Origin of the sequence: Haloferax marinum (genome assembly GCF_009674625.1) — an archaeon.
GTDB classification, from domain to species: Archaea; Halobacteriota; Halobacteria; order Halobacteriales; family Haloferacaceae; genus Haloferax; species Haloferax marinum.
In genome coordinates this window covers 791,974-810,286 of record NZ_WKJQ01000001.1, presented here as the reverse complement: position 1 = coordinate 810,286, position 18,313 = coordinate 791,974, and the positions used below count along the sequence as shown (strand labels likewise).

The following is an 18,313-nucleotide window of genomic DNA, read 5'->3' as shown; positions in this document are numbered from 1 at the left end:
TGGTGGGGTCACCCCCCACGAAAAGACCTTAGTTCTCTTTTTCCGCTTCTGCTTCGACGGACTCTGCTTCCTCTTCTTCTTCCTCGTCTGCCGATGCCGACGACGCCGACGATTCGTCGCCTTCGCCTTCGCTTTCGCCTTCGCCTTCGACACCCTTCTTCAGTTCTTCTTCGATCTCCTGTCGTCCACGGCGGAACTCTCCCATCGCTTGCCCAGAGGAGCGAGCGAGTTGGGGGAGTTTGTTCGCCCCGAACAGGAGGACGATGATGAGCAGGACGATAAGCAGTTCTGGACCACCCGGCAGGCCGGGGAACAGTGGAATAGAGTTTATCATTACGTTCGCTTACGTTCGGGGGGAAGATAAGAGAGACGGTCCGTGTCGAACTCGTTACAATAATATGTGACCGAGAGACAGTGGTCTCTCCATCTGGGGGTACCGAATCGAATCACTCCGCAGAAACGCTGAGCCCGATGACTCCTCGTTTAGGTCCGTTCAGAAGATGCACCGGCTGGGAATCGAACCCAGATAATTGGCTTGGAAGGCCAATGTCTTACCATTAGACCACCGGTGCGCTCGTTCACACCGTTCACTCGCGCACCGAGCCTCGACCTCACTTCGTTCGGCCGAGACACCGGTGCTCGTGTCGTCGGTGTCTACCTCTTCGTATTCGACGCCACAATAAGGATGTTACCTTTTCGGTCAGGCGTCGCTGTTATCCGATTTTCCGGTGTTATCGGGCTTCTTCGAGTCGTCTTCGCCCGTTTCGGTCACCTCGGCGACGAGTTCGAACTCGAACTCGGCTTCGGCGTCATCGTGCATGACCTTCACAGACAGCTCATTCGCGTCCGGAACGTCGACGACGAGCGTTCCGTTGGCGTCGGTCGTCCCGACCTCGACGTCGTTGACGACCACCGCCGCGTTCTCGACTGCCGACTCGTTCTGCGTGACGGTGAGCGTCACGTTCTCGTCAGTGGTGACGTTGCCGTCGAAGGTCACGTTGAGTTCGGCACTCTCGGCCGTCTCGACTGCGTCTCCGTCATCGTCGTCATCTTCTGCTTTCTCTTCGTCTTCCCGTTCTTCTTCCGTCTCGTCTTCTGCTTCCTCTTCGGCTTTTTCGACTTCTTCAGCGTCCTCGTCGACGTGCTCTATCGGAACGTCGGTGCCGGACTCGCTGATGACGGGTTTGATGATGTACTTCCCACTCTGTCCCGCTTCGAAGGCGGTGATGTCGAAGACGAAGTCCACAGACTCACCGTTTCCGACGGTGAAGTCGGAGTTGAGTTTGAGTTTGTTGCTCGGGAGTTTGATGTTCACCTGTTCGCCCGTCTTGAGCGTCCCACTCACGTTGGTGACTTCGACGTGGACGGCGTTGTAGTTCCCCTTCGGAACGTCGTACTCACCGACGAGCGAGGCCTTGTCGCCTTTCAGTTCCGTCAGGTCGACAGTGACGTTATCGACTTCGTAGCTGACTTTTCCGTTGGACTCGGACTCAGACTCGATTTCGACCTCGTTCTCTGCTTCGACCTCAGTCTCGTTTTCGACCGCTGTCGAGGCGTTGGCAGTCGCGTTCTCCGTCGCGGTCGCGTTGGCAGTCGCGTTTGCGACCGTCGAGTTAGCCGAGGCGTTTGCTTCTGCCTCTGCTTCGACGGACTCGTCCTCAGACTCGCTTTCTTCGCTTTCTTCGGATTCCTCAGATTCCGCAGGCTCTGCTTCGGATTCGTCGTCACCGCTCTCCGCACTCATGAACGTCACGCGCTCGATGGTGACGTTGAGGCTCTCGAAGTCCTCGATGGCGTTCTCCTCGTCGCTCACGTAGAAGTTCACGGTGCCGGACTCACCGGCAGACCCACCGGTCGAGGACGCGTCAGTCGTCTCTGCAGTCGTTTCGGTGACGGACTGCGGGCTATCAGTTAGTGTTCCTGCACCACCCGCGCACCCGGCCAAGACGACCAGGAGCGCGACCAGAACAGTCGCGAATCCAGTACGTTTCATCGTGCCAGACTATACTGTCTCCGAGAACTTGAGGTAGGTGTTTATTCACCCCCGATTAACGCCGATTTTCCCCGAATTTCGCGGTTAGTCGTCGGCGTGCGACTCGTTGAACTGCTTGGCTTTGTCGAGGAGCGCGGGCGAGATACCAGGCACGTCCTCCGCAGAGACTGCACCCTCGGCGCGAACCTCTTCGAGGCTCTTCGGGAACTCGCGGAGTTCCATGTGGATGGCGATGCCGGCTTTCGCACCCTTCCCCATCGCGACGGGAATCTGGTTGTGGCCGGGCGTGACGTCACCGACAGCGAAGACGCCATCGACGCTCGTCCGTCCGTGGTCGTCTACGGGAACGGTGCCGTCGTCGTCGAGTTCCACGTCGAGTTGTTCGAAGAGCGTGGTGTTGTACTCCGACCCGTACATCGCGAAGCCACCTTTGTACTCGCGGACGGTGCCGTCTTCGAATTCGAAGCTCTCTAACCACCCGTCGTCGCGCTTCGTCATCCCCGAGATATCCTCGTCGATGATATCGACCGGGTGCGCACGCACGAGTTCGTCGGTCTCGTCGGACCAGGTGGGTTCTGCGCCGCGAAGGAGGATGTCGACTTCGTCGGTGAAGTTGAGCATAATCATGGCGACGTAGGCCGCAGAGTCAGAGTGACCCATGACGTACACCGACTCGTCGACGAACATGTAGGCGTCACAGTGGAGACAGTAGTGGAGACCCTTTCCGGTGCGTGGAAGCGGCGGTTCGGGGCGTTTGTCGTTGAAGCCGACGCCGAACACGACGCGTTCGGCGATGAACTCACCGTCGTTGGCGACGAGGCGGAACCGGCCGTCGTCGAGTCGCTCGGCGTCGGTCACGAGGTCACGGTAGATGTCGGTGCCGTACTCTTGGAGTTGCGTGCGGGCCGTCCCGAGGAACTCGTTGCCCGACTGGTCTTCGGTGACGCCGATGACGTTGTGCGTGTCGAGCATCATCGCCGCGCGGCCACCGCCTCGGTCGACGAGCGCCGTGTCGTGGCCGAGTCTCGTCGTGTAGAGTGCCGTCTGCAGTCCAGCAGGGCCGCCACCTACGACGACCACCTCGTACTCCTGTCGTTCGTCGGTCTTGGTCATACATGTCGATACGTCCGGTCACTCTTAAGCCCACATCACCTGTGCGACGCCGGTATCCAGCCGCGAAATGGCATCGACTCTCACACCTGCCACAGCGTGTCGACCCTTCTCAGACGCCGGTGACGACGGCGTAACAGTTCCCGCTCGAAATCGTCGATTCGACAACCCCGAGCGAACTCGCCGTGAGGTCGGCGTCGAACTCGTCGGGCGCGTAGATGTGATAGAATCGCGGGACTGTCTCGCCACCGGGGAGCGTCCAATCGACCGTGGTGTCGAATCCGTCCTCGCGGTCGAACGTGTCGTGGGCGGTGCTCCACGCGCTGACGACGGCGCGACCGTCCGACGTGAGGACGCGAGCGAGTTCGTTCAGGCTCTCGACGCGCGCCTCACGAGGAGTGAGGTGGTGGAGTGTCGCCACGTAGACGGCGAGGTCGAACGTGTCGTCGGCAAATGGGAGGCGTGAGGCGTCACCCTGCACGAGGCCTGCTTCGAATCCTCTGTCTGCTGCTCTGGTGGTCGCTTCGTCGAGTAGCCCACGGCTAACGTCGAGTCCGACCACCTCGTCGGCGTGTGCCGAGAGGAGTTCGACGTGCCGACCGTTGCCGCACCCGAGGTCGAGAGCACGGACCGCTGGGGCGTCTGCAGTCGCCTCCGTGACGAACGTCTCGACTTCCGGCCACGGATACTCGCGGGTCGACGCGAAGTGTGACGCGATGCGGTCGTAGGTCTCCCGGACCGCCGTTCGGGAATCGTCCATATCGATGGGTAGCGATGCCCCACCAAAGACCGCACGGGTCGTCGGTGGCGACACCGTAGTCGACCTGCTGTCCAACGACGTGTTCCCCACCGACGCGACGTGTTCCCTAACGACGTGTTCTCCATCGACGAGAAAACCGGACTCAGATGAACAAGAAGACGGCGTACGTGACGAACAAGAGCAGTGTCGCGTGTTTGATGCCGTCTGCGATTTCGCCTTCGCCTAACTGTCCTGCGATGAGGCCAGAGCAGACGCCTTGAATCGCCGAGAGGTGGAAGAACAGCACCGAATAGGCAGCGGTGTCGACGTCGCGGAGGCCAGCGAACGTTCCGGAGGTGACGCCGCCGACTCCGCCGGCCCCGACTGCTGTGCCGGCAGTCGCCTGCTCGACTGCGGGGATGAACGACACTGTCAGGGCGACGACGATGCCGAGGAAGACGAAGAAGGCGATGTAGATGACGAGGAGGTAGGTCAACATCTCCTGTCTTCGCTCGCGGGCGAGTCGTCGGCTATCCTGTGCTTCGTTGGCGGCGATTCGGAGGACAGGGCCGATGTCGCCGCTGGCGTTCATCGCGTTCGTGATGAGCGTGACAGACCGCGAGACCATCGGACTCATCGTTCGTCGGTCCATCCGACGGAGCGCCGTCTGGGCGTCCGCGCCCCAGTCGATGTCGCGGCAGATTCGCTCGACTTCGTCACCGAGCGTTCCGAGGTCGGACGACGACACGCGCCGAAGACTCTGGACGACGGTCAACCCCGCCTCGTTGACGCTGGCGAGACGGTCGAGGAAGTCCGGCATGCTCCGTTCGATAGCTCGAGTTCGTCGTTTTCGAATCTCGTGGACGACCGAGACGATCGCGAGTGCGACGATGGCCGCTTCGACGACGTGTTGGTCCATCGCGGCGACGATGTCGAGGAGAGACTGGGTCGTCGGCGACGTCGAGACGAACAGACTCGTCGGGATGCTGGGAAGCGACGATGGGAGGGGTATCGACGAGAGTGACTGCGACGACTGGAGTGCGACCCAGACGATTCCGACGGGGATGGTGACGACGAGCGTCGCAAGCGGACGGCGACTGAGGGTCTCCAGTGGGTGGTCGACCCACTTCCGAAGCCAGCGGAATCGGTCGTACGCAGCGAGTCGCTCACGGTTGACTTGCCATCGGTCGGCAGTCTCACCACCATCTGTGGCAGGGTGACCACCGACTCTGGCCCGCGGTTCGAGAGAGCGAATCGAGTCACTGGCAGTCTGGGTATCGTCGTCGACGACGATGGCCCCGCGAAGCGAACGAGTGATACTGTCGATGTAGACGACGAAGCCGAGACTGGCGAGTGGAATTGCGATGTAGCCGATGAGGCGGATGACGAACAGCGTGTCGGCGAGGACGAGGCCGATGACGACGAGAACGGTGATGAAAAACAGCGGCCCGGCGACGAGGACGGTGACGTACACCTCTGCGAGCGTCGAGAGCAAGTCGAGATACTGCTGTTGTTGGGCCTCTGCTTCCGCCTGGAACCGCTCGTACTGTTCGCGGAGGAACGACGAGAGATTCCGGCCACTCCCGAGGACGCTCGCGAGGTTGGCCGAGAACTCTTCGAGGTTCGGACTGGGCGTCCGCGAAGACATCGATTGGAGTGCAGTGAGCACGTCGGTTCCGAACGCGTCCATGTCGCGGACGGCCACACTCACCTCTCGGGCCGCCTCACCGTAGACTGCCTCGTTGCGGGCGAGCGTCTGGAGAACCTTGGGAAACGGCATCCCGGACCGAGAGAGGGCGAACGTAAACGCCACCGTCCGCGGGAGCGTCGCTTCGATTTCCGAGGCGCGCGTGTCTGCACGCTTGACGAGGTAGTACCAGCGAATCCAGTAGACGCCGACTGCAAGCGCCGTCCCGATGGTCGCACTCGAAAAGAGGAGAATGACGAACAACTGCCCGAGTGAGAGGTTGGAGATACTCGAGAGACCACCGAGGAACTGCAGTGCAGACGGGAGTGTCGAGCGAACTGTCGCTCCCGAGACGGCGAGTGTCTCCAACACGTTGGCGGCGAAGTAGACCCCGAAGATGCTCCCGGCGACGCCGAACGCACCTGCCATGAGAAGCGTCCGCGAGGCGTACACTCGGTGAGTGACACCGACGTGTGCGGCACGAAGGCGCTGGCGTTGTTCTCGTCGGCGTGGATTCTCGTTCGCGACGTAGAATCCAAAGATTGGGAGCGCGACCCGTGAGACGGTTAAATCGGCGCGTTTGCTCACTGGAGAGAGTATCACGGGGAGGACGAGAACGATGGCGACGACGAGCGGAAGCAGGTGGAGTCCGAACTCCATGCTAGATACCCGACCCGACGTCGACGACGCTCTCGTCTGCTTCGACCCGTGCCATCACGTCGTCGGCGTCGGCGTAGTACTCGTTGACGAGCGCGGTGAACCGTCGATAGTCGGAGACGCCTTTGTCGAGGAGGTAGCGAAGGAACTGCTCGCGCTGGCGGAGTTCGCGGCGGAGTTCCGTCCGTGACCACCCGTTTTCGCGTTGAATCTCGTCGAGGAGCGAACTGTCGCTCTGGGTGAACGAGTCGCCATCGGGTTTCCACGAGAACGACGCGGAGTAGTCGAGTTCGCCAGTCCGCTGGTCGATGTCGCCAATCTCACCGATGGTCTGCGACCGGCGGACGCGCTCGCCGTCGTGGCGAGTGAGCGTCTGTACACAGAGCAAGTCGAGCGATTGCACCATCGCGCGCGGGACGTTGATGGGTTCGTTCTCCAGACGGTTGATGACCGTCTCGACGCTGTCTGCGTGCATCGTCGAGAACGTGGTGTGGCCGGTGTTCATCGCCTGGAAGAGCGTCACTGCTTCCTCCCCACGCACCTCGCCGACGATGATGTACTCGGGGCGGTGGCGGAGTGCCGACCGCAGGAGGTCGTACATCGTGATGTCCGTGTCGTCGTGGAGGCGTTCGCGGGTGACAGAGGACAACCAGTTGTCGTGGTAGAGGGCGAGTTCACGAGTGTCTTCGATAGAGAGCACTTTCGACCGCGGTGGGACGAACATCGAGACGGCGTTCATCGACGTGGTCTTCCCGGACGCAGTCCCGCCAGCGAAGATGAGACTCTTGTTGTGTTCGATACAGAGCCATAGATACGCCATCTGCTCGATGGAGAACGTCCCGTACTCGACGAGGTCGATTGGAGTGAACGGTTCTTCGGCGTAGAGGCGGACGGTGAAGGCCGACCCGCGTGGGGTCACCTCCTCTCCGAGTGCGAGTTCTGCACGGGCACCGTTGGGCAGCGTCGTCCCGAGTACTGGGTCGCCGACGCTGATGTGCTGGCCGGACCGTTGGGCGAGACGAACGACGAAGTTGTCGAGTTCCTCGCTCTCGAAGGAGATGTTCGTCTCGATGTCGGTGTAGTCGTCGTGGTAGACGAAGAGTGGGAGGTTGTACCCGTCACACGAGATGTCTTCGATGTGGGGGTCGCCCATCAACGGGTCGATGGGGCCGTACCCGTGGAAGTCTCTCCGGAGATAGTACAGGACGGAGTGAAACGACCCCATCCCGAGTTCGAGGCCGTACTGTTCGATGAGGGAGGCGAGTTCGGTGACGAGTGCGTCGTCTTGTGTCGGGTCGATGTCGCGTCTGAACAACAGCGGGTCGCGGATGTCCGTGCGGACGCGTTCGAGGAGCGACGCCTCGAACTCGTCGAGGTCGGGTTCGACGACGTGGTAGTGGTGGGCGGTGGCGTTCGTATCGAACGTGACGACGACGTAGGAGTACGGGGCGTTCACCCAGTATCGGTCGACCTCTTCGTGGTCCGGTGGAATCTCGTAAGTCCCGAGTGGCGTATCTTCGGGAGTCAGCGGGCGGACGTTCAGGTTCGACCCGCGAAGCATCTCGGTGGTTCGACGGAAGATTCGCCTGGCCTCGGAGGCGGCACCACCGAATTCACCGTCGCTGAGTAGACGGAAGAACCCACGACCGGTCGTGGAGTTTGTGGGTGTGTTCGTTTCACCCGTAGTATCTTGTTGCATCGTCACCCGAATCAGTTGGTCGGGTGGTATGTGAGGTCACTACTTAAATGAACCGCGAGGAGAAAGTCAGGAGCGCTCGACTGTCAGCAAGACGCCAGCAAAGACGAGCGAGATGACGACTCCGACTGGGAGCGGAACTCCCGGAATTCCGCGAGTCGCGAGCAGGTACGTCGAGGCCGCGAGGACGACACCGACGACGCCGAGGAGGCCACCGAGGAGGCGGACTGGGTCTACCGGACCTTCTTCGACGCGTTCTTCGCGCAGGTAGTACCCGAACGAAAAGACGACGGCAATCGCCATCGCTGCCGCACCGAACGCCCACGCCTGGTAGGCGATTGCGACAGTCTGTCCCGCCTGGATTGCCAGCGCCGACAACGGGTCGCGGACGGCAACACGTTGTGAGAGTCCCCACGCGTACTGAACTTCGACGAATGGGAACCTCACGAACAGGAGGCTGACGCCGGCGATATTCGATGTGTAGGTGATGTTCCACGGGAGGAGCGCACAGAGCCACGTCGAGACGACTGCCAGTGCGCCTGCGTGTTCGGACCGGACCCAGACCATGGGACAACCGGCACAGTGCGACAGGTAAAAACTACCGACGTTCTCGACGGAGAGGCGGTCGGTTTGGTACCGACACTGGGGTGGCGGTCAGTAGCGACAGGCCCAGTCGGGGGGGCCGCAGTGGCAGGCCAACCAGGCAAGAAGTAACAGAAAACCAGGCTACAAGTAGCAGAAAACAAGACAACGGGTGAAATAACAACCAAACAACAATTATCGGACTGACCAGGCACAATACTGTGTGGGGCGTCACGTTAATAGGCGGCCAAATACAACGTGTGTGTACGGAATGCGGCGTGATTACTTCGAACTTGACGTTCGTGACGTCGGCTGGCACGAAGAGGACGGAACCCCTCGTCAGCCGACGGTTTCTATCGACTTCTATGGCCCACCCGAGGAGCTTCGGGAACGGTTTTCCGCTCCCGATGGAGCGGTCCTCGCGGCGGAGGACCTCGACGTATCGTTACGTCTCCAGGGACCCATCGACGACACCGACACACGAGGCGTCGTCAGCGTCACCGACCGGTTGACGGGCGACTACGTCCTCGAACTCAACGCCGACGCTGAAGACGTTCTCCAGTTTATCGGTGCGGCCCGAGAGTACGGTCGGAGTACCGACGACACCGACGGCCGATATCGCGTCGACGTCGCTATCGAAAACGAACACTTCGCGACGTTCGAGAAGTCGACGTTCCTCGTCTACGATACCGAAGGAAGTCTGCTTCGCGGTCAGAGCCTCATCCCATCCGGAGTCGAACTCTGACGCCCGGAGAACCAACTATCACGCTCGTTCGTGGACGTTATCGCCACGAACCACGTCATCTTTATCGCCCGAAACCCCAGGTGTTACCGTGAGGAACGTAACCGACCGCACGAGCAACCCGTTCGGAATGCAACCGTCGTGTGACCGGTTCGTCCCCGGCTATGGCGACGCCAACGCGGACTTCCACGTCGTCGGTGACCACCCACTGGTCCACGGTGGGGAAGACACCGGCGTTCCGTTTACGGACGAAGCGGGCAAGCGACTGCAAGCGGCGCTCGTCGATTCGGGTCTCTTAGAGACCACAGGTGACGAACCGACGGTGAACAAGACGTTCATGTCGTATCTACACATGTGCGTCCCAGATAGTACGCCGACTGCAGCAGAGTACACCGACATGGAGCGATTCTTCGACGCGGAACTCCGCGCAATCGCTGCACACGTCCTGTTGCCTGTCGGCGCGACGGCCACCGACCACGTCCTGAACAACTACACGTCTGTCGGGTGGAAGACCGACGTCGACATGGAGGAACTCCACGGAACCGAGATTCGAGGGAGTGGGTTCCTCGTCGTCCCCATCAAAGACCCACTGGAGTGGGACGAAGACGACCACGACGAACTCGTCGCAGGCTTGTTGACGCTCCAATCGACAGACTTCCGTCGCGAGACCGACCTCGGCCGATTCATCCCTGGCGACGAACCGTATCTCGTTCGGTAGGCAATATTTTCGGCAATTCGACCAGCGTCGTTCGATTCTCTGAATTCTTCACGATTCTGCCGGTCGTTCGTCCACCAAGAACCATGAAGGTTATGCTTTGTTCACTTTTCTCAGGTGTTTGCTCCACATAATGGCATATTTATCCAATCGTTCTGGATGGCGTGGTCCTAATTGGCGAGAACAAAGGACTTTTTACAACTACCGCCATACGTGCTGTTGACGCGCGTGGTTCGATTCATTTCCGCCGGGCGCGTCAGGCAACTGTGAGATTGGTGCTCCTCGCAGTGGCTTGGTCAGTCCGGGGACTTGCGCTCGGCCGCGGTCCCCGCTCTTTACTCCGACAAGAGCGATAGCTCGATACTTCCGTTACTCGTCAACAGCGTGAGCATCGGCCCGCCCGCTCCGAGGATTCCGGTGACGCGTGTGCGTGAAACGGCGCTCTCAGAGAGCGAGATGCTACTCGTATCGATAGACCCGTTCGACGTCTGCGCCTCGAGTTCCGCGTCCAACTCTCCCGCGAGGGCGGCGTCTATCGACCCGTTCGACGTCTCGATGCTCGTGTCGACACGAATCGCTGGCACGTGGATGTCGATAGACCCGTTCGTCGTGCGCGCGCCATCGACGCCACCGACGTCGTAGGCCGTGACACTCCCGTTGCTGGTCGAGAGTCGGACGAACCCATCGACGTCCTGAACGTCGACCTTTCCGTTCGTCGTTCGGACTTCGAGGTCACCGGTCGTCCCCCTGATATCGACGAATCCGTTCGACGTCGAGGCGTGTGTCACCGGAAACTCGGCAGGAACACGGAGCTCGAGTGAGACGACGACGAGGCCCGGTTCTTCGTCGTGGACGATTCGTGCGATGACGAGTGTATCGTCGCCAGCGACGTCGATTTCAGCCGCGTCGAAATCTTCGGTGAAGAACGCGCGTTTGACGATACGCAGTTCGATGTCGTCTTCGTCCCACGTCTCGACGGTGACGCTTCCATTGATGTTCCACACTTCCAGTGAGTCGAAACTGTCCGGTGGGATGACTCTCGTCTCTTCTTCCTGCGTCTCGATGCTGGGGGCAGCACACCCCGACAGTGCTGCAATACCAAGAACGCCTCCGTACGTGAGGAACGTCCGCCTGGAAGAGTCGTGCATACGAGAAACGACGCGACCAGCAGAGAAAATATTGACTGAATGAAACGTTCACACGCGGTCGGCGACGCGCTTCAGTGAACCGTATCCGTATTCGACTATCGGGTCGCCGTGTCCCATCGCGACCACGTCGACGGGTGGACAGCGTGCGGCGAATTCGCGAATACTTCGTCTATTCTGGTCGGAGTCTGCGTTGAGAACCCACGGCGCCGGTTCGAGTCGCCCGTCAGTCTCGCGAACCATGTCGCCTACGAAGGCGACACCGAGTCGTTCGTGGACGTACGCGGTGTGTCCGGGTGTGTGGCCGGGTGTGCCGTACGCGACGAACCCACCGATTCGGTCGCCGTCGTCGACTACCTCGACTGGATTCGTCGGCGGCGTGAGAAGTGGTGCGGCGAGCAGTTGGGCGGCACCTTTGTGTGACAGAATCGGTGGGTTCGACCGGTGGGTCAGATACGACGCGTCCGGTTCTCCGACGTGAATCGGAACGTCTGCTCGAAGACCGAGGGTGGCGAGCGTCCCGACGTGGTCGACGTCGTAGTGAGTCAGGAGGACGCGGTCGACGTCGCCCGCATCGAGTCCGACGTCTGCCAGTCCTCGCAGAAGTCTTCCGCGGTCCCACGGCAACCCAGCATCGACGAGAACAAACTCGTCGTCACTGCCACGGCCGCGACCTGGTCGAATCGTCGAGTCGTCGTCCTGAGGACGACTTGGGTCAGAGACGAGGTAAGCATTGGCCGCACGGAGTCGGAATCTCCTGACGCGGCCACCGGCAATCGACATACTCGAACTTCACACTCTGGCGACAAAAAATCGACAGTCAGGGCGCACCGAGACTCACCAGTCACGGGAGTCCACGCTGGAGTGCGGCACCCAGTCCGGAGACCTCACCGAGTGGCGAAGAGATACCGACCTGCGTCGACGACGAACCCGCCTGCACCGAGCAGTGGGCAGACGACGAGTCCAACGACGTCGACTACGAGTGGCCGTGCGATACCGAGTGCGCCTGCGGCGAGTACCACGACCGGCACGAGTGCCGCCAGCGCGTAGAGCCACGTCGTCCACGAGTGTCCAAATCGGGCGACGATGACGACGAGCGAGACCGCGAGGACTGCCGCGGTTCCGGGGAGGATAAGCGCCGATGGTGCCGCGGACGCAGCGGTTTGGAGTGTGGCGACGCTCGGAAGCGAGAGGGGCGACGTCGCGAGTGCGGCCGGAACTGGCGCGGCAGTATCGATGGAGACGAGCGCCGACACGAAGGCCGCGCCCTCGCCAGTCAGATATCTGCCGAGGCCGGCGAAGTACGCCACCAGCACGACGAGTGTGACGCTCCACCCGTACCAGAGCGCCTTCGGGCCGCTTGGTCTGGCGGTGTCGGTCTCTGACCGACGTTCTCTCTCGAATCGACTGGTCGTCCCTGCCCCACCAGTCCGAGACGTCGTCCCTCGAGTCCTCGACGACGTCGTTCGACTGGACGACCCACGCGACGAACCTGACCGAGATGACGTACTCGACCGGTTCGAACTGCGCGACGAGGTTCGAGACGACGACCGGTTCGAGGAGGACGAACGTGACGAAGACGAACTCGTTCGGCCCGAAGACCGTGCAGACGACGTCGACGAGGTCCACGACGAACGGGACGACGACGAGCCTGACGACGACGAACCTGACGAGGTCGAACGCGACGACGAGGAGGGATCGGCCGTCGAACGTGAGGACGAAGAAGACGTCGTCGAACGCGACGAGGAACGCGAGGACGAGGAATCGGTCGTCGAACGTGACGTGGGGTCACTCGACGACTGCTCGCCCGCTTGTCCAGGGAATTTGAATTTGTTGAGGCCGTCGAGTCGCTTTTCGACGTACGTCCGATGGCCCATACGGTCGTAATCTGCTCGCTCGGCGTCGTCGGTGAGGACTTCGTAGGCCTTCCTGACGACGGTGAACTGCGCCGTCGCTCGTTCGTCGTCGTTGACGTCGGGATGATACTCCCGCGCCTTCTGACGGAAGGCCTGTTTGATTTCGCCTGTCTCGGCGCCGCGTTCGACCCCGAGGATTTCGTAGAAGTCCACCGGCATTCGATGTGAAAATCGATGTGAGGATGGGTTTTGAATGTACCGGGCGAGTTAGAAGACACGACGGGGACCCGTCGAATCCCTTCGGAATAATCATGCACCTCCACGGCCAGGTGAGCGCATGGAACGAATCCGGTTAGGGAACACCGTCTTCGAAGGACGGAACAACGCGTACCTCATCCCTGGCGAGAGACCGACGCTCGTCGACGTCGGGGTCGCAACCGACTCGGTCCGGCGCGACCTCAGTGACGGTCTCGCGGACGCAGGATACGACATCTCCGACCTCGAAGCCATCGTCCTCACACACTGGCACGCCGACCACACCGGACTTGCAGGTGAACTGCAGGCCGAGAGCGGTGCCGACGTGTACGTCCACGAGCGAGACGCCGGTATCGTCGCCGGGGACTCGGCGGCCATCGACGACGAACGTGAGATTCGAGAACGTCGGTTCGAAGAGTGGGGTATTCCCGACGAACCACTCGACGAAGTCACCTCGTTTCTCGACAGTCACGTCGACCTCCAGGGAGACCCGGTAGACGTGACGACAGTCGAAGATGGAGACCGAATCCTTGCTGGCGATGGCGAACTCGAAGTCGTCCACCTCCCCGGCCACGCCGCCGGTCTGAGCGCCTTTGCCTTCGACGGCGACGACGGCCGTGAGGCGTTCGTCGGCGACGTGATTCTCCCGAAATACACGCCGAACGTCGGTGGCGCCGACCTCCGCGTCGACCGCCCGCTCGAGACGTACCTCGACAGTCTCGCACGACTCGCAGACCTCGACTTCGCCCGCGCGTGGCCGGGACACCGCGACCCCATCGACGACCCTGCAGGTCGGGCACGAGTCATCGCCGAACACCACCGCGACCGGACCGAACGCGTCCTCTCGGTCCTCGACGAACACGGCCCTGCGGACGCGTGGACCGTCAGCGCACACCTCTTCGGTGACCTCTCTGCCATCCACATCCTCCACGGCCCCGGCGAGGCGTTCGCGCACCTGGACCACCTCGTGGCCGAAGGTGTCGTCGAACAGGACGGGACCGACTACGTCCTGACTGACGGCGACGTAGACGTGGACGAACTCGTCCCTGTCCCCGAGACGAAACGTTAAAACGCCGCTGGGCGGAACGAAGACCCATGGAACTGCGGGTCATCGACAAGACCGACGAGGAACTCCGCATCGAAATCGGCGGCGAGGACCACACCTTCATGAACGTGCTGAAAGGTGAACTCCTCCAGACCGAGAGCGTGACTGCGGCGACGTACGACGTGAACCCCGAGCAGTCCGGTGGTCAGACCGACCCCGTGCTCTCTATCAAAACCGAAGCGGGTGTCGACCCGCTCGACGCGCTCGCAGAGGCCGCGCGCGGCGTTCAGGAGACTGCGGACAACTTCACGGCAGCGTACAACGCTGGAATCGACGCGTAATCTGACGACTCTACTCTCGTTTCGTTGCTTTCCGAGCCATCGGCTCGTCGTGCAGTGAGGTTGGTCAGTCGTGCGGTTCCTCGTCCGGTCGGCAGGTGTCCTGTTTTCCGATGCGGGTGACGACTCCGTTTCTGACAGTGATGACCGGACGTGCAGCGCGGCACCCGGCGAAATCGAAGAATCTATCGAACGGGAACTCCGGGTTTCCCTCGACGTACGCCGAGACGTTGATGGGTCCCGTGTCGACGATATTTTCGCGTTCGAGGCGTCCGTCTGCAGGAACAGTGAGCGTGTCGTGATACAGCGTCTCGTCGTCGGTGTCGGTCACGCGAACGACGACTGTTCTCGGTTGCTCGCCGCCCCAGTTGACGAGGAGAAGCCCGGTCTGTGGATACGACTCGAACAGTCCGAGACAGCCACTGCTACCGACGCTCGCAGTCAGGAATCCCGCTTGGAGGAATCTACGACGGGTCGGGAGGGACATGGTGGTACAAAGATACGATAGGCGTTTCAAATCTCTGGCTCTGTTGGAGCCTCCAATCACTGACAAACTGTCGAGATCGGACTGCGTACAGCGCGCGTATCCACCAGGCTATCCATTCAGCTGTTTGCCTCGCAGTTCCTTCTTCAGGTGCATCAGCGCGAGCGCCGGCACGTTCTTCACGAAGTCGCCTACTGCCCTTGGCCCCGCGTCCCGAAGTACCCTCACGACACCCTTCTTTGGCGTGAAGAACAGCGGGCTGCCCCGGTAGATATCGCGTTTGTAGATCAAGCCCTCATCACCGTTCTCGAGCACCTCTTTCACCTTCCTGACGTTGTTCCAGTCACCCCGCATCACGACGACACCGTCCGGGTTGATGACGTGGACGGAGTTCGGCATCCCGCCGTACTGTTTGTGGGCGGTTCCCTCGACGTCGTCCACGAGGACGGTGCGCTCTACGTCGTAGTCGTCCGCGAACGTCCTCGCCCGAGCGAGTTTGTCCTCGAGCGAATCGTGTGCCTCCAATCGCTCCCCGGGGTGCGCTTCCCTAGTGTAGAGTAGAATGAACTCCACGTCCTCGAACTGGCTCTGTAGTTTGTCCATCGCTCGAACTTTCGAATCCGTGATGGGACACGTGATGCTGCCAGTCTCGAGGACGACCCACGAGCCCCTAAAATCCGAGAGCTCTACTTCATCACCCGCCAACGTCCACGCCTCGAAATTCGGAGCATCGTCACCGGGTTCGGGTCCGTCGAACGTCTTGAAATCGTAGTGCTCCGGGCCAAAGTGACGGTAGTTGTACTCCCCGGTCGTGTCCGTCTCTCGCATAAGGCTTGCCTGTGAGGAGGTCATGTTTCGTTTCGTGAGTACGACACAGAGACAGATTCAATAACTGCCTAGCACTCTAGGTAGTACAAATGAGTGTGGGGTCGAGCGAACCAGAGTCAGTGCGTTTTGAACACGTCGGAGAGGAGCACGAACGGTAGATGAGGGCCGTAACTCTCAATCTCGGACGACCGGACGGGAGGCACGTTGCGTACCGAATGTTCGGTGCAGACTCCGAGTTCGAACGAGAGCGAATCTACCACCTCAACGTCCTTGCAGACGAAACCGTCGTCCTCCTCGGGCGACTTCGTGGCGACCTGAACGAAGCGAGACGACTGTTGAGAGACGACCCGGACGTACTCGAGTTCAGCATCTCCACTGAGGATGGCCAAGGTGGGTTGGTGTATATCCACGCTCGACCACCGCCCGAGATGAAGCGGTTCCTAGAGCTCCCGCGAACTCACGAGGTGTTCTTCGACTTCCCCATCGGGAGTACCGACGACGGACGTCTTCGAGTGGTGATGATCGGCGAGACGAACGAGGTGTTACGCGAGGCCCTCACCGACCTGCCCCCGGAACTCGCCGTGACCGTGGAACGGCTCGGTCCGTACCCGGACTCGGGAGAACACGTCGTGTCGCTACTGACGGACCGTCAGCGAGACGTGCTGGACGTCGCTCTCGATCTCGGTTACTACGACGTTCCGAGGGGGGCAACCCACCGAGACATTGCTACCCGACTGGGCCTCTCCACCGGGACCGTAAGCGAACACCTGCAGAAGATAGAGTCCCGGGTGTTCGAGAGTATCCGTCTCTAACTCGATCCGAAGAATACGCCTGCTACCCTCGGGACGACACTCCTAGTTCAGTCCGCGTGGCCGTGACCGTGCGCCCCGTGGTCACCCCCTCTCTCTGTGGGACCCGTGTAATCCATCTCACCGGCCTCGATGCGGACCTGTAGCCAGTTCTCCATCGGGACGAGCGGGCACTCGAACCGTGGTGAGTACGCACAGAACGGGTTGTAGGCGTAGTTGAAGTCGAGAACCCACCGTCCGTCGTCGGTTCGGTCTTCTGCTTCGAGGTCGAGATATCGGCCTGCTCCGTACGTTTCGTTCGTGTTCGTCTCGTCGCGGAACGGAACCCACAATCGGTCTTCGTCCGGTGACGTGCGGTAGGCGTCGAGTGTGTACGTTTCACCCGCAATCTCGAACGCGAACTCCCCCCAGACGAGATAGTCGCGCTCGCCCTCGGTCGAAGTTCCGATGGTAATCGTCTCCGGGTCGTCGTACACGTGGAGTTCGAGTTCGAACCGGAGGTCCGAGTCCGGGTCGAAGTAGTCGAGTCCGTCGAACGACTCGCGTTGGTCTGGCGGAATCGGAGAGTGCCGGTCGTGGGCGAGATACCGGTCTTTCTGCTCGCGGTGCTGGTGAAGTGCTGTCCGCCAGGAGTCGTCAGTCATCGAGAGAACGATACGACCGCTGGGATGATTACGATTGGTTCCGACTGCGCTGGGGGCGCACGACCGCCTGACTGACTCGACCCCGCAGGTTACAGACGGACCGGGACGCCGTGTTCGTCGAGGTACTCCTTGACGTCACGGATGGAGTACTCGTCGAAGTGGAAGATAGAGGCTGCGAGACCGGCGTCTGCACCCGCCTCGGTGAACACTTCGTACATGTCTTCGGGACCGCCACATCCCGACGAAGCGATGACCGGTGTCGAGACGTTGTCGCAGACGGCCTTCGTCAGCGGGATGTCGTAGCCGTCTTTCGTGCCGTCGGTGTCGATGGAGTTGATGAACAACTCGCCAGCACCGCGCGATTCGGCCTCGCGGGACCACTCGACGACGTCTACGCCGGTTCCTTCGCGGCCGCCTTTGACGGTACACTCGAACCAGCAGGATTCGCCGTCGACTTCCGCGTAGTACTCGCCGTCTTCGTCGTATCGGCGGCGAGCGTCGACCGAGATGACGATACACTGACTGCCGAAAGAGCGTGCACCGTCTTCGATGAGTGAGGGGTTTTGCAGTGCTGCAGTGTTGATAGAGACCTTGTCCGCACCGGCGCGGAGCGTCTCTTTGATGTCGTCACGGGTGCGGATACCGCCACCGACGGTCAGTGGGATGAACACCTCGTCTGCGACCTTCGAGACGGTGTCGAGCATCGTCTCGCGACCGTCGGCCGAGGCCGTGATGTCGAGGAAGACGAACTCGTCTGCGCCAGCCTCGTTGTACAGTTTGGCCATCTCGACGGGGTCGCCCGTGTACTTCAGGTCCTCGAAGTTGACTCCGGTGTAGACGGCGGGGTTCCCGTCTTCGTCGAGGTCGACGTCGATACAGGGGATGATTCGCTTCGTGAGCATTCGCTACTGAATCGTTGGTGAAAGGACTGTTTCACCGTTTCGACTACGGCAGGGGAAACTGGTCGCGTCGTTCCCGGTCACCGAGA

At 61.0% G+C, this 18,313-nt stretch carries 20 protein-coding genes, 1 tRNA gene and 1 pseudogene; 6 read left to right on the top strand and 16 right to left on the bottom strand.

All coding sequences use genetic code 11. The features are described from left to right. Positions 1 to 28 precede the first annotated feature (28 nt). The 8 genes from GJR99_RS04135 to GJR99_RS04100 all read right to left on the bottom strand — a co-directional run bounded on the left by GJR99_RS04135 (position 29) and on the right by GJR99_RS04100 (position 8,449). Positions 29 to 334 carry a Sec-independent protein translocase subunit TatA/TatB gene (locus GJR99_RS04135; RefSeq protein WP_151109556.1) on the bottom strand — a complete coding sequence of 102 codons (306 nt, stop codon included), beginning with the start codon at positions 332 to 334 and terminating at the stop codon, positions 29 to 31. A gap of 167 nt (positions 335 to 501) precedes the next feature. Beyond that, positions 502 to 572: transfer RNA gene (locus GJR99_RS04130), tRNA-Gly, on the bottom strand. A 128-nt stretch (positions 573 to 700) separates the two neighbouring features. Further along, positions 701 to 1,993, bottom strand: a complete 1,293-nt coding sequence (locus tag GJR99_RS04125) for a DUF4382 domain-containing protein (protein WP_225317595.1) — start codon at positions 1,991 to 1,993, stop codon at positions 701 to 703. Positions 1,994 to 2,077: 84 nt separating this feature from the next. Next, positions 2,078 to 3,106, bottom strand: coding sequence for an NAD(P)/FAD-dependent oxidoreductase (locus GJR99_RS04120; RefSeq protein ID WP_151109554.1), 1,029 nt, complete (start codon positions 3,104 to 3,106; stop codon positions 2,078 to 2,080). Between the two features lie 109 nt (positions 3,107 to 3,215). Beyond that, positions 3,216 to 3,863 (bottom strand): class I SAM-dependent methyltransferase, encoded by a 648-nt coding sequence (locus GJR99_RS04115; protein ID WP_151109552.1) that lies wholly within the window; start codon positions 3,861 to 3,863, stop codon positions 3,216 to 3,218. A 142-nt stretch (positions 3,864 to 4,005) separates the two neighbouring features. Beyond that, the gene (locus tag GJR99_RS04110) at positions 4,006 to 6,189 is read right to left on the bottom strand and encodes a type II secretion system F family protein (RefSeq protein ID WP_151109550.1); all 2,184 of its coding nucleotides are present in this window, start codon (positions 6,187 to 6,189) and stop codon (positions 4,006 to 4,008) included. A 1-nt stretch (position 6,190) separates the two neighbouring features. Beyond that, positions 6,191 to 7,885 (bottom strand): type II/IV secretion system ATPase subunit, encoded by a 1,695-nt coding sequence (locus GJR99_RS04105; protein ID WP_151109548.1) that lies wholly within the window; start codon positions 7,883 to 7,885, stop codon positions 6,191 to 6,193. A gap of 66 nt (positions 7,886 to 7,951) precedes the next feature. Further along, positions 7,952 to 8,449: a DUF7549 family protein gene (locus GJR99_RS04100; protein WP_151109546.1), complete on the bottom strand. Its 498-nt coding sequence runs from the start codon at positions 8,447 to 8,449 to the stop codon at positions 7,952 to 7,954. 286 nt (positions 8,450 to 8,735) lie between these two features. Between GJR99_RS04100 and GJR99_RS04095 the strand changes: the two genes are divergently transcribed. Together GJR99_RS04095 and GJR99_RS04090 are read left to right on the top strand one after the other, a co-directional pair. Continuing rightward, positions 8,736 to 9,209 carry a DUF5793 family protein gene (locus GJR99_RS04095; protein ID WP_151109544.1) on the top strand — a complete coding sequence of 158 codons (474 nt, stop codon included), beginning with the start codon at positions 8,736 to 8,738 and terminating at the stop codon, positions 9,207 to 9,209. An 88-nt stretch (positions 9,210 to 9,297) separates the two neighbouring features. Beyond that, positions 9,298 to 9,924: a uracil-DNA glycosylase family protein gene (locus GJR99_RS04090; protein WP_225317594.1), complete on the top strand. Its 627-nt coding sequence runs from the start codon at positions 9,298 to 9,300 to the stop codon at positions 9,922 to 9,924. 332 nt (positions 9,925 to 10,256) lie between these two features. Here GJR99_RS04090 and GJR99_RS04085 read toward each other — a convergent pair whose 3' ends face one another. The 3 genes from GJR99_RS04085 to GJR99_RS17800 form a co-directional block, all read right to left on the bottom strand. Further along, complete coding sequence (locus tag GJR99_RS04085) at positions 10,257 to 11,069, bottom strand: DUF4097 family beta strand repeat-containing protein (protein WP_151109541.1); 813 nt, start codon at positions 11,067 to 11,069, stop codon at positions 10,257 to 10,259. A gap of 48 nt (positions 11,070 to 11,117) precedes the next feature. After that, on the bottom strand, positions 11,118 to 11,849 hold the full coding sequence (locus GJR99_RS04080) for an MBL fold metallo-hydrolase (protein WP_151109539.1): 732 nt from the start codon (positions 11,847 to 11,849) through the stop codon (positions 11,118 to 11,120). Between the two features lie 104 nt (positions 11,850 to 11,953). Further along, complete coding sequence (locus GJR99_RS17800; RefSeq protein ID WP_323849372.1) at positions 11,954 to 12,376, bottom strand: molecular chaperone DnaJ; 423 nt, start codon at positions 12,374 to 12,376, stop codon at positions 11,954 to 11,956. 13 nt (positions 12,377 to 12,389) lie between these two features. Here GJR99_RS17800 and GJR99_RS17795 point away from each other — a divergent pair, with 13 nt between their 5' ends. Then, a complete protein-coding gene (locus GJR99_RS17795; protein WP_323849371.1) occupies positions 12,390 to 12,953 on the top strand; it encodes a hypothetical protein in 564 nt (187 codons plus the stop codon). 53 nt (positions 12,954 to 13,006) lie between these two features. Here the strand turns inward: GJR99_RS17795 and GJR99_RS17790 are convergent. After that, positions 13,007 to 13,141 (bottom strand): annotated as a pseudogene (locus GJR99_RS17790) (DnaJ domain-containing protein); the annotation flags it as partial. Positions 13,142 to 13,259: 118 nt separating this feature from the next. Here GJR99_RS17790 and GJR99_RS04070 point away from each other — a divergent pair. Further along, positions 13,260 to 14,246, top strand: coding sequence for an MBL fold metallo-hydrolase (locus GJR99_RS04070; protein ID WP_151109535.1), 987 nt, complete (start codon positions 13,260 to 13,262; stop codon positions 14,244 to 14,246). A gap of 26 nt (positions 14,247 to 14,272) precedes the next feature. Beyond that, positions 14,273 to 14,563: a DNA-directed RNA polymerase subunit L gene (locus GJR99_RS04065; RefSeq protein ID WP_151109533.1), complete on the top strand. Its 291-nt coding sequence runs from the start codon at positions 14,273 to 14,275 to the stop codon at positions 14,561 to 14,563. A 64-nt stretch (positions 14,564 to 14,627) separates the two neighbouring features. Here the strand turns inward: GJR99_RS04065 and GJR99_RS04060 are convergent, their stop codons facing one another. Both GJR99_RS04060 and GJR99_RS04055 read right to left on the bottom strand, forming a co-directional pair. Continuing rightward, on the bottom strand, positions 14,628 to 15,047 hold the full coding sequence (locus GJR99_RS04060; RefSeq protein WP_151109531.1) for a hypothetical protein: 420 nt from the start codon (positions 15,045 to 15,047) through the stop codon (positions 14,628 to 14,630). 108 nt (positions 15,048 to 15,155) lie between these two features. After that, the gene (locus tag GJR99_RS04055; RefSeq protein WP_151109529.1) at positions 15,156 to 15,896 is read right to left on the bottom strand and encodes a peroxiredoxin family protein; all 741 of its coding nucleotides are present in this window, start codon (positions 15,894 to 15,896) and stop codon (positions 15,156 to 15,158) included. 134 nt (positions 15,897 to 16,030) lie between these two features. On the opposite strand from GJR99_RS04055, the gene GJR99_RS04050 reads away from it, so the two are divergent. Beyond that, entirely contained in the window at positions 16,031 to 16,684 is a 654-nt protein-coding gene (locus tag GJR99_RS04050; RefSeq protein ID WP_151109527.1) for a helix-turn-helix domain-containing protein, read from the top strand. Between the two features lie 47 nt (positions 16,685 to 16,731). Here the strand turns inward: GJR99_RS04050 and GJR99_RS04045 are convergent, their stop codons facing one another. Both GJR99_RS04045 and hisF read right to left on the bottom strand, forming a co-directional pair. Then, positions 16,732 to 17,325: a DUF1684 domain-containing protein gene (locus GJR99_RS04045; protein ID WP_151109524.1), complete on the bottom strand. Its 594-nt coding sequence runs from the start codon at positions 17,323 to 17,325 to the stop codon at positions 16,732 to 16,734. 89 nt (positions 17,326 to 17,414) lie between these two features. Then, entirely contained in the window at positions 17,415 to 18,227 is an 813-nt protein-coding gene (hisF, locus tag GJR99_RS04040) for an imidazole glycerol phosphate synthase subunit HisF (RefSeq protein WP_151109522.1), read from the bottom strand. Between the last annotated feature and the right edge of the window lie 86 nt (positions 18,228 to 18,313).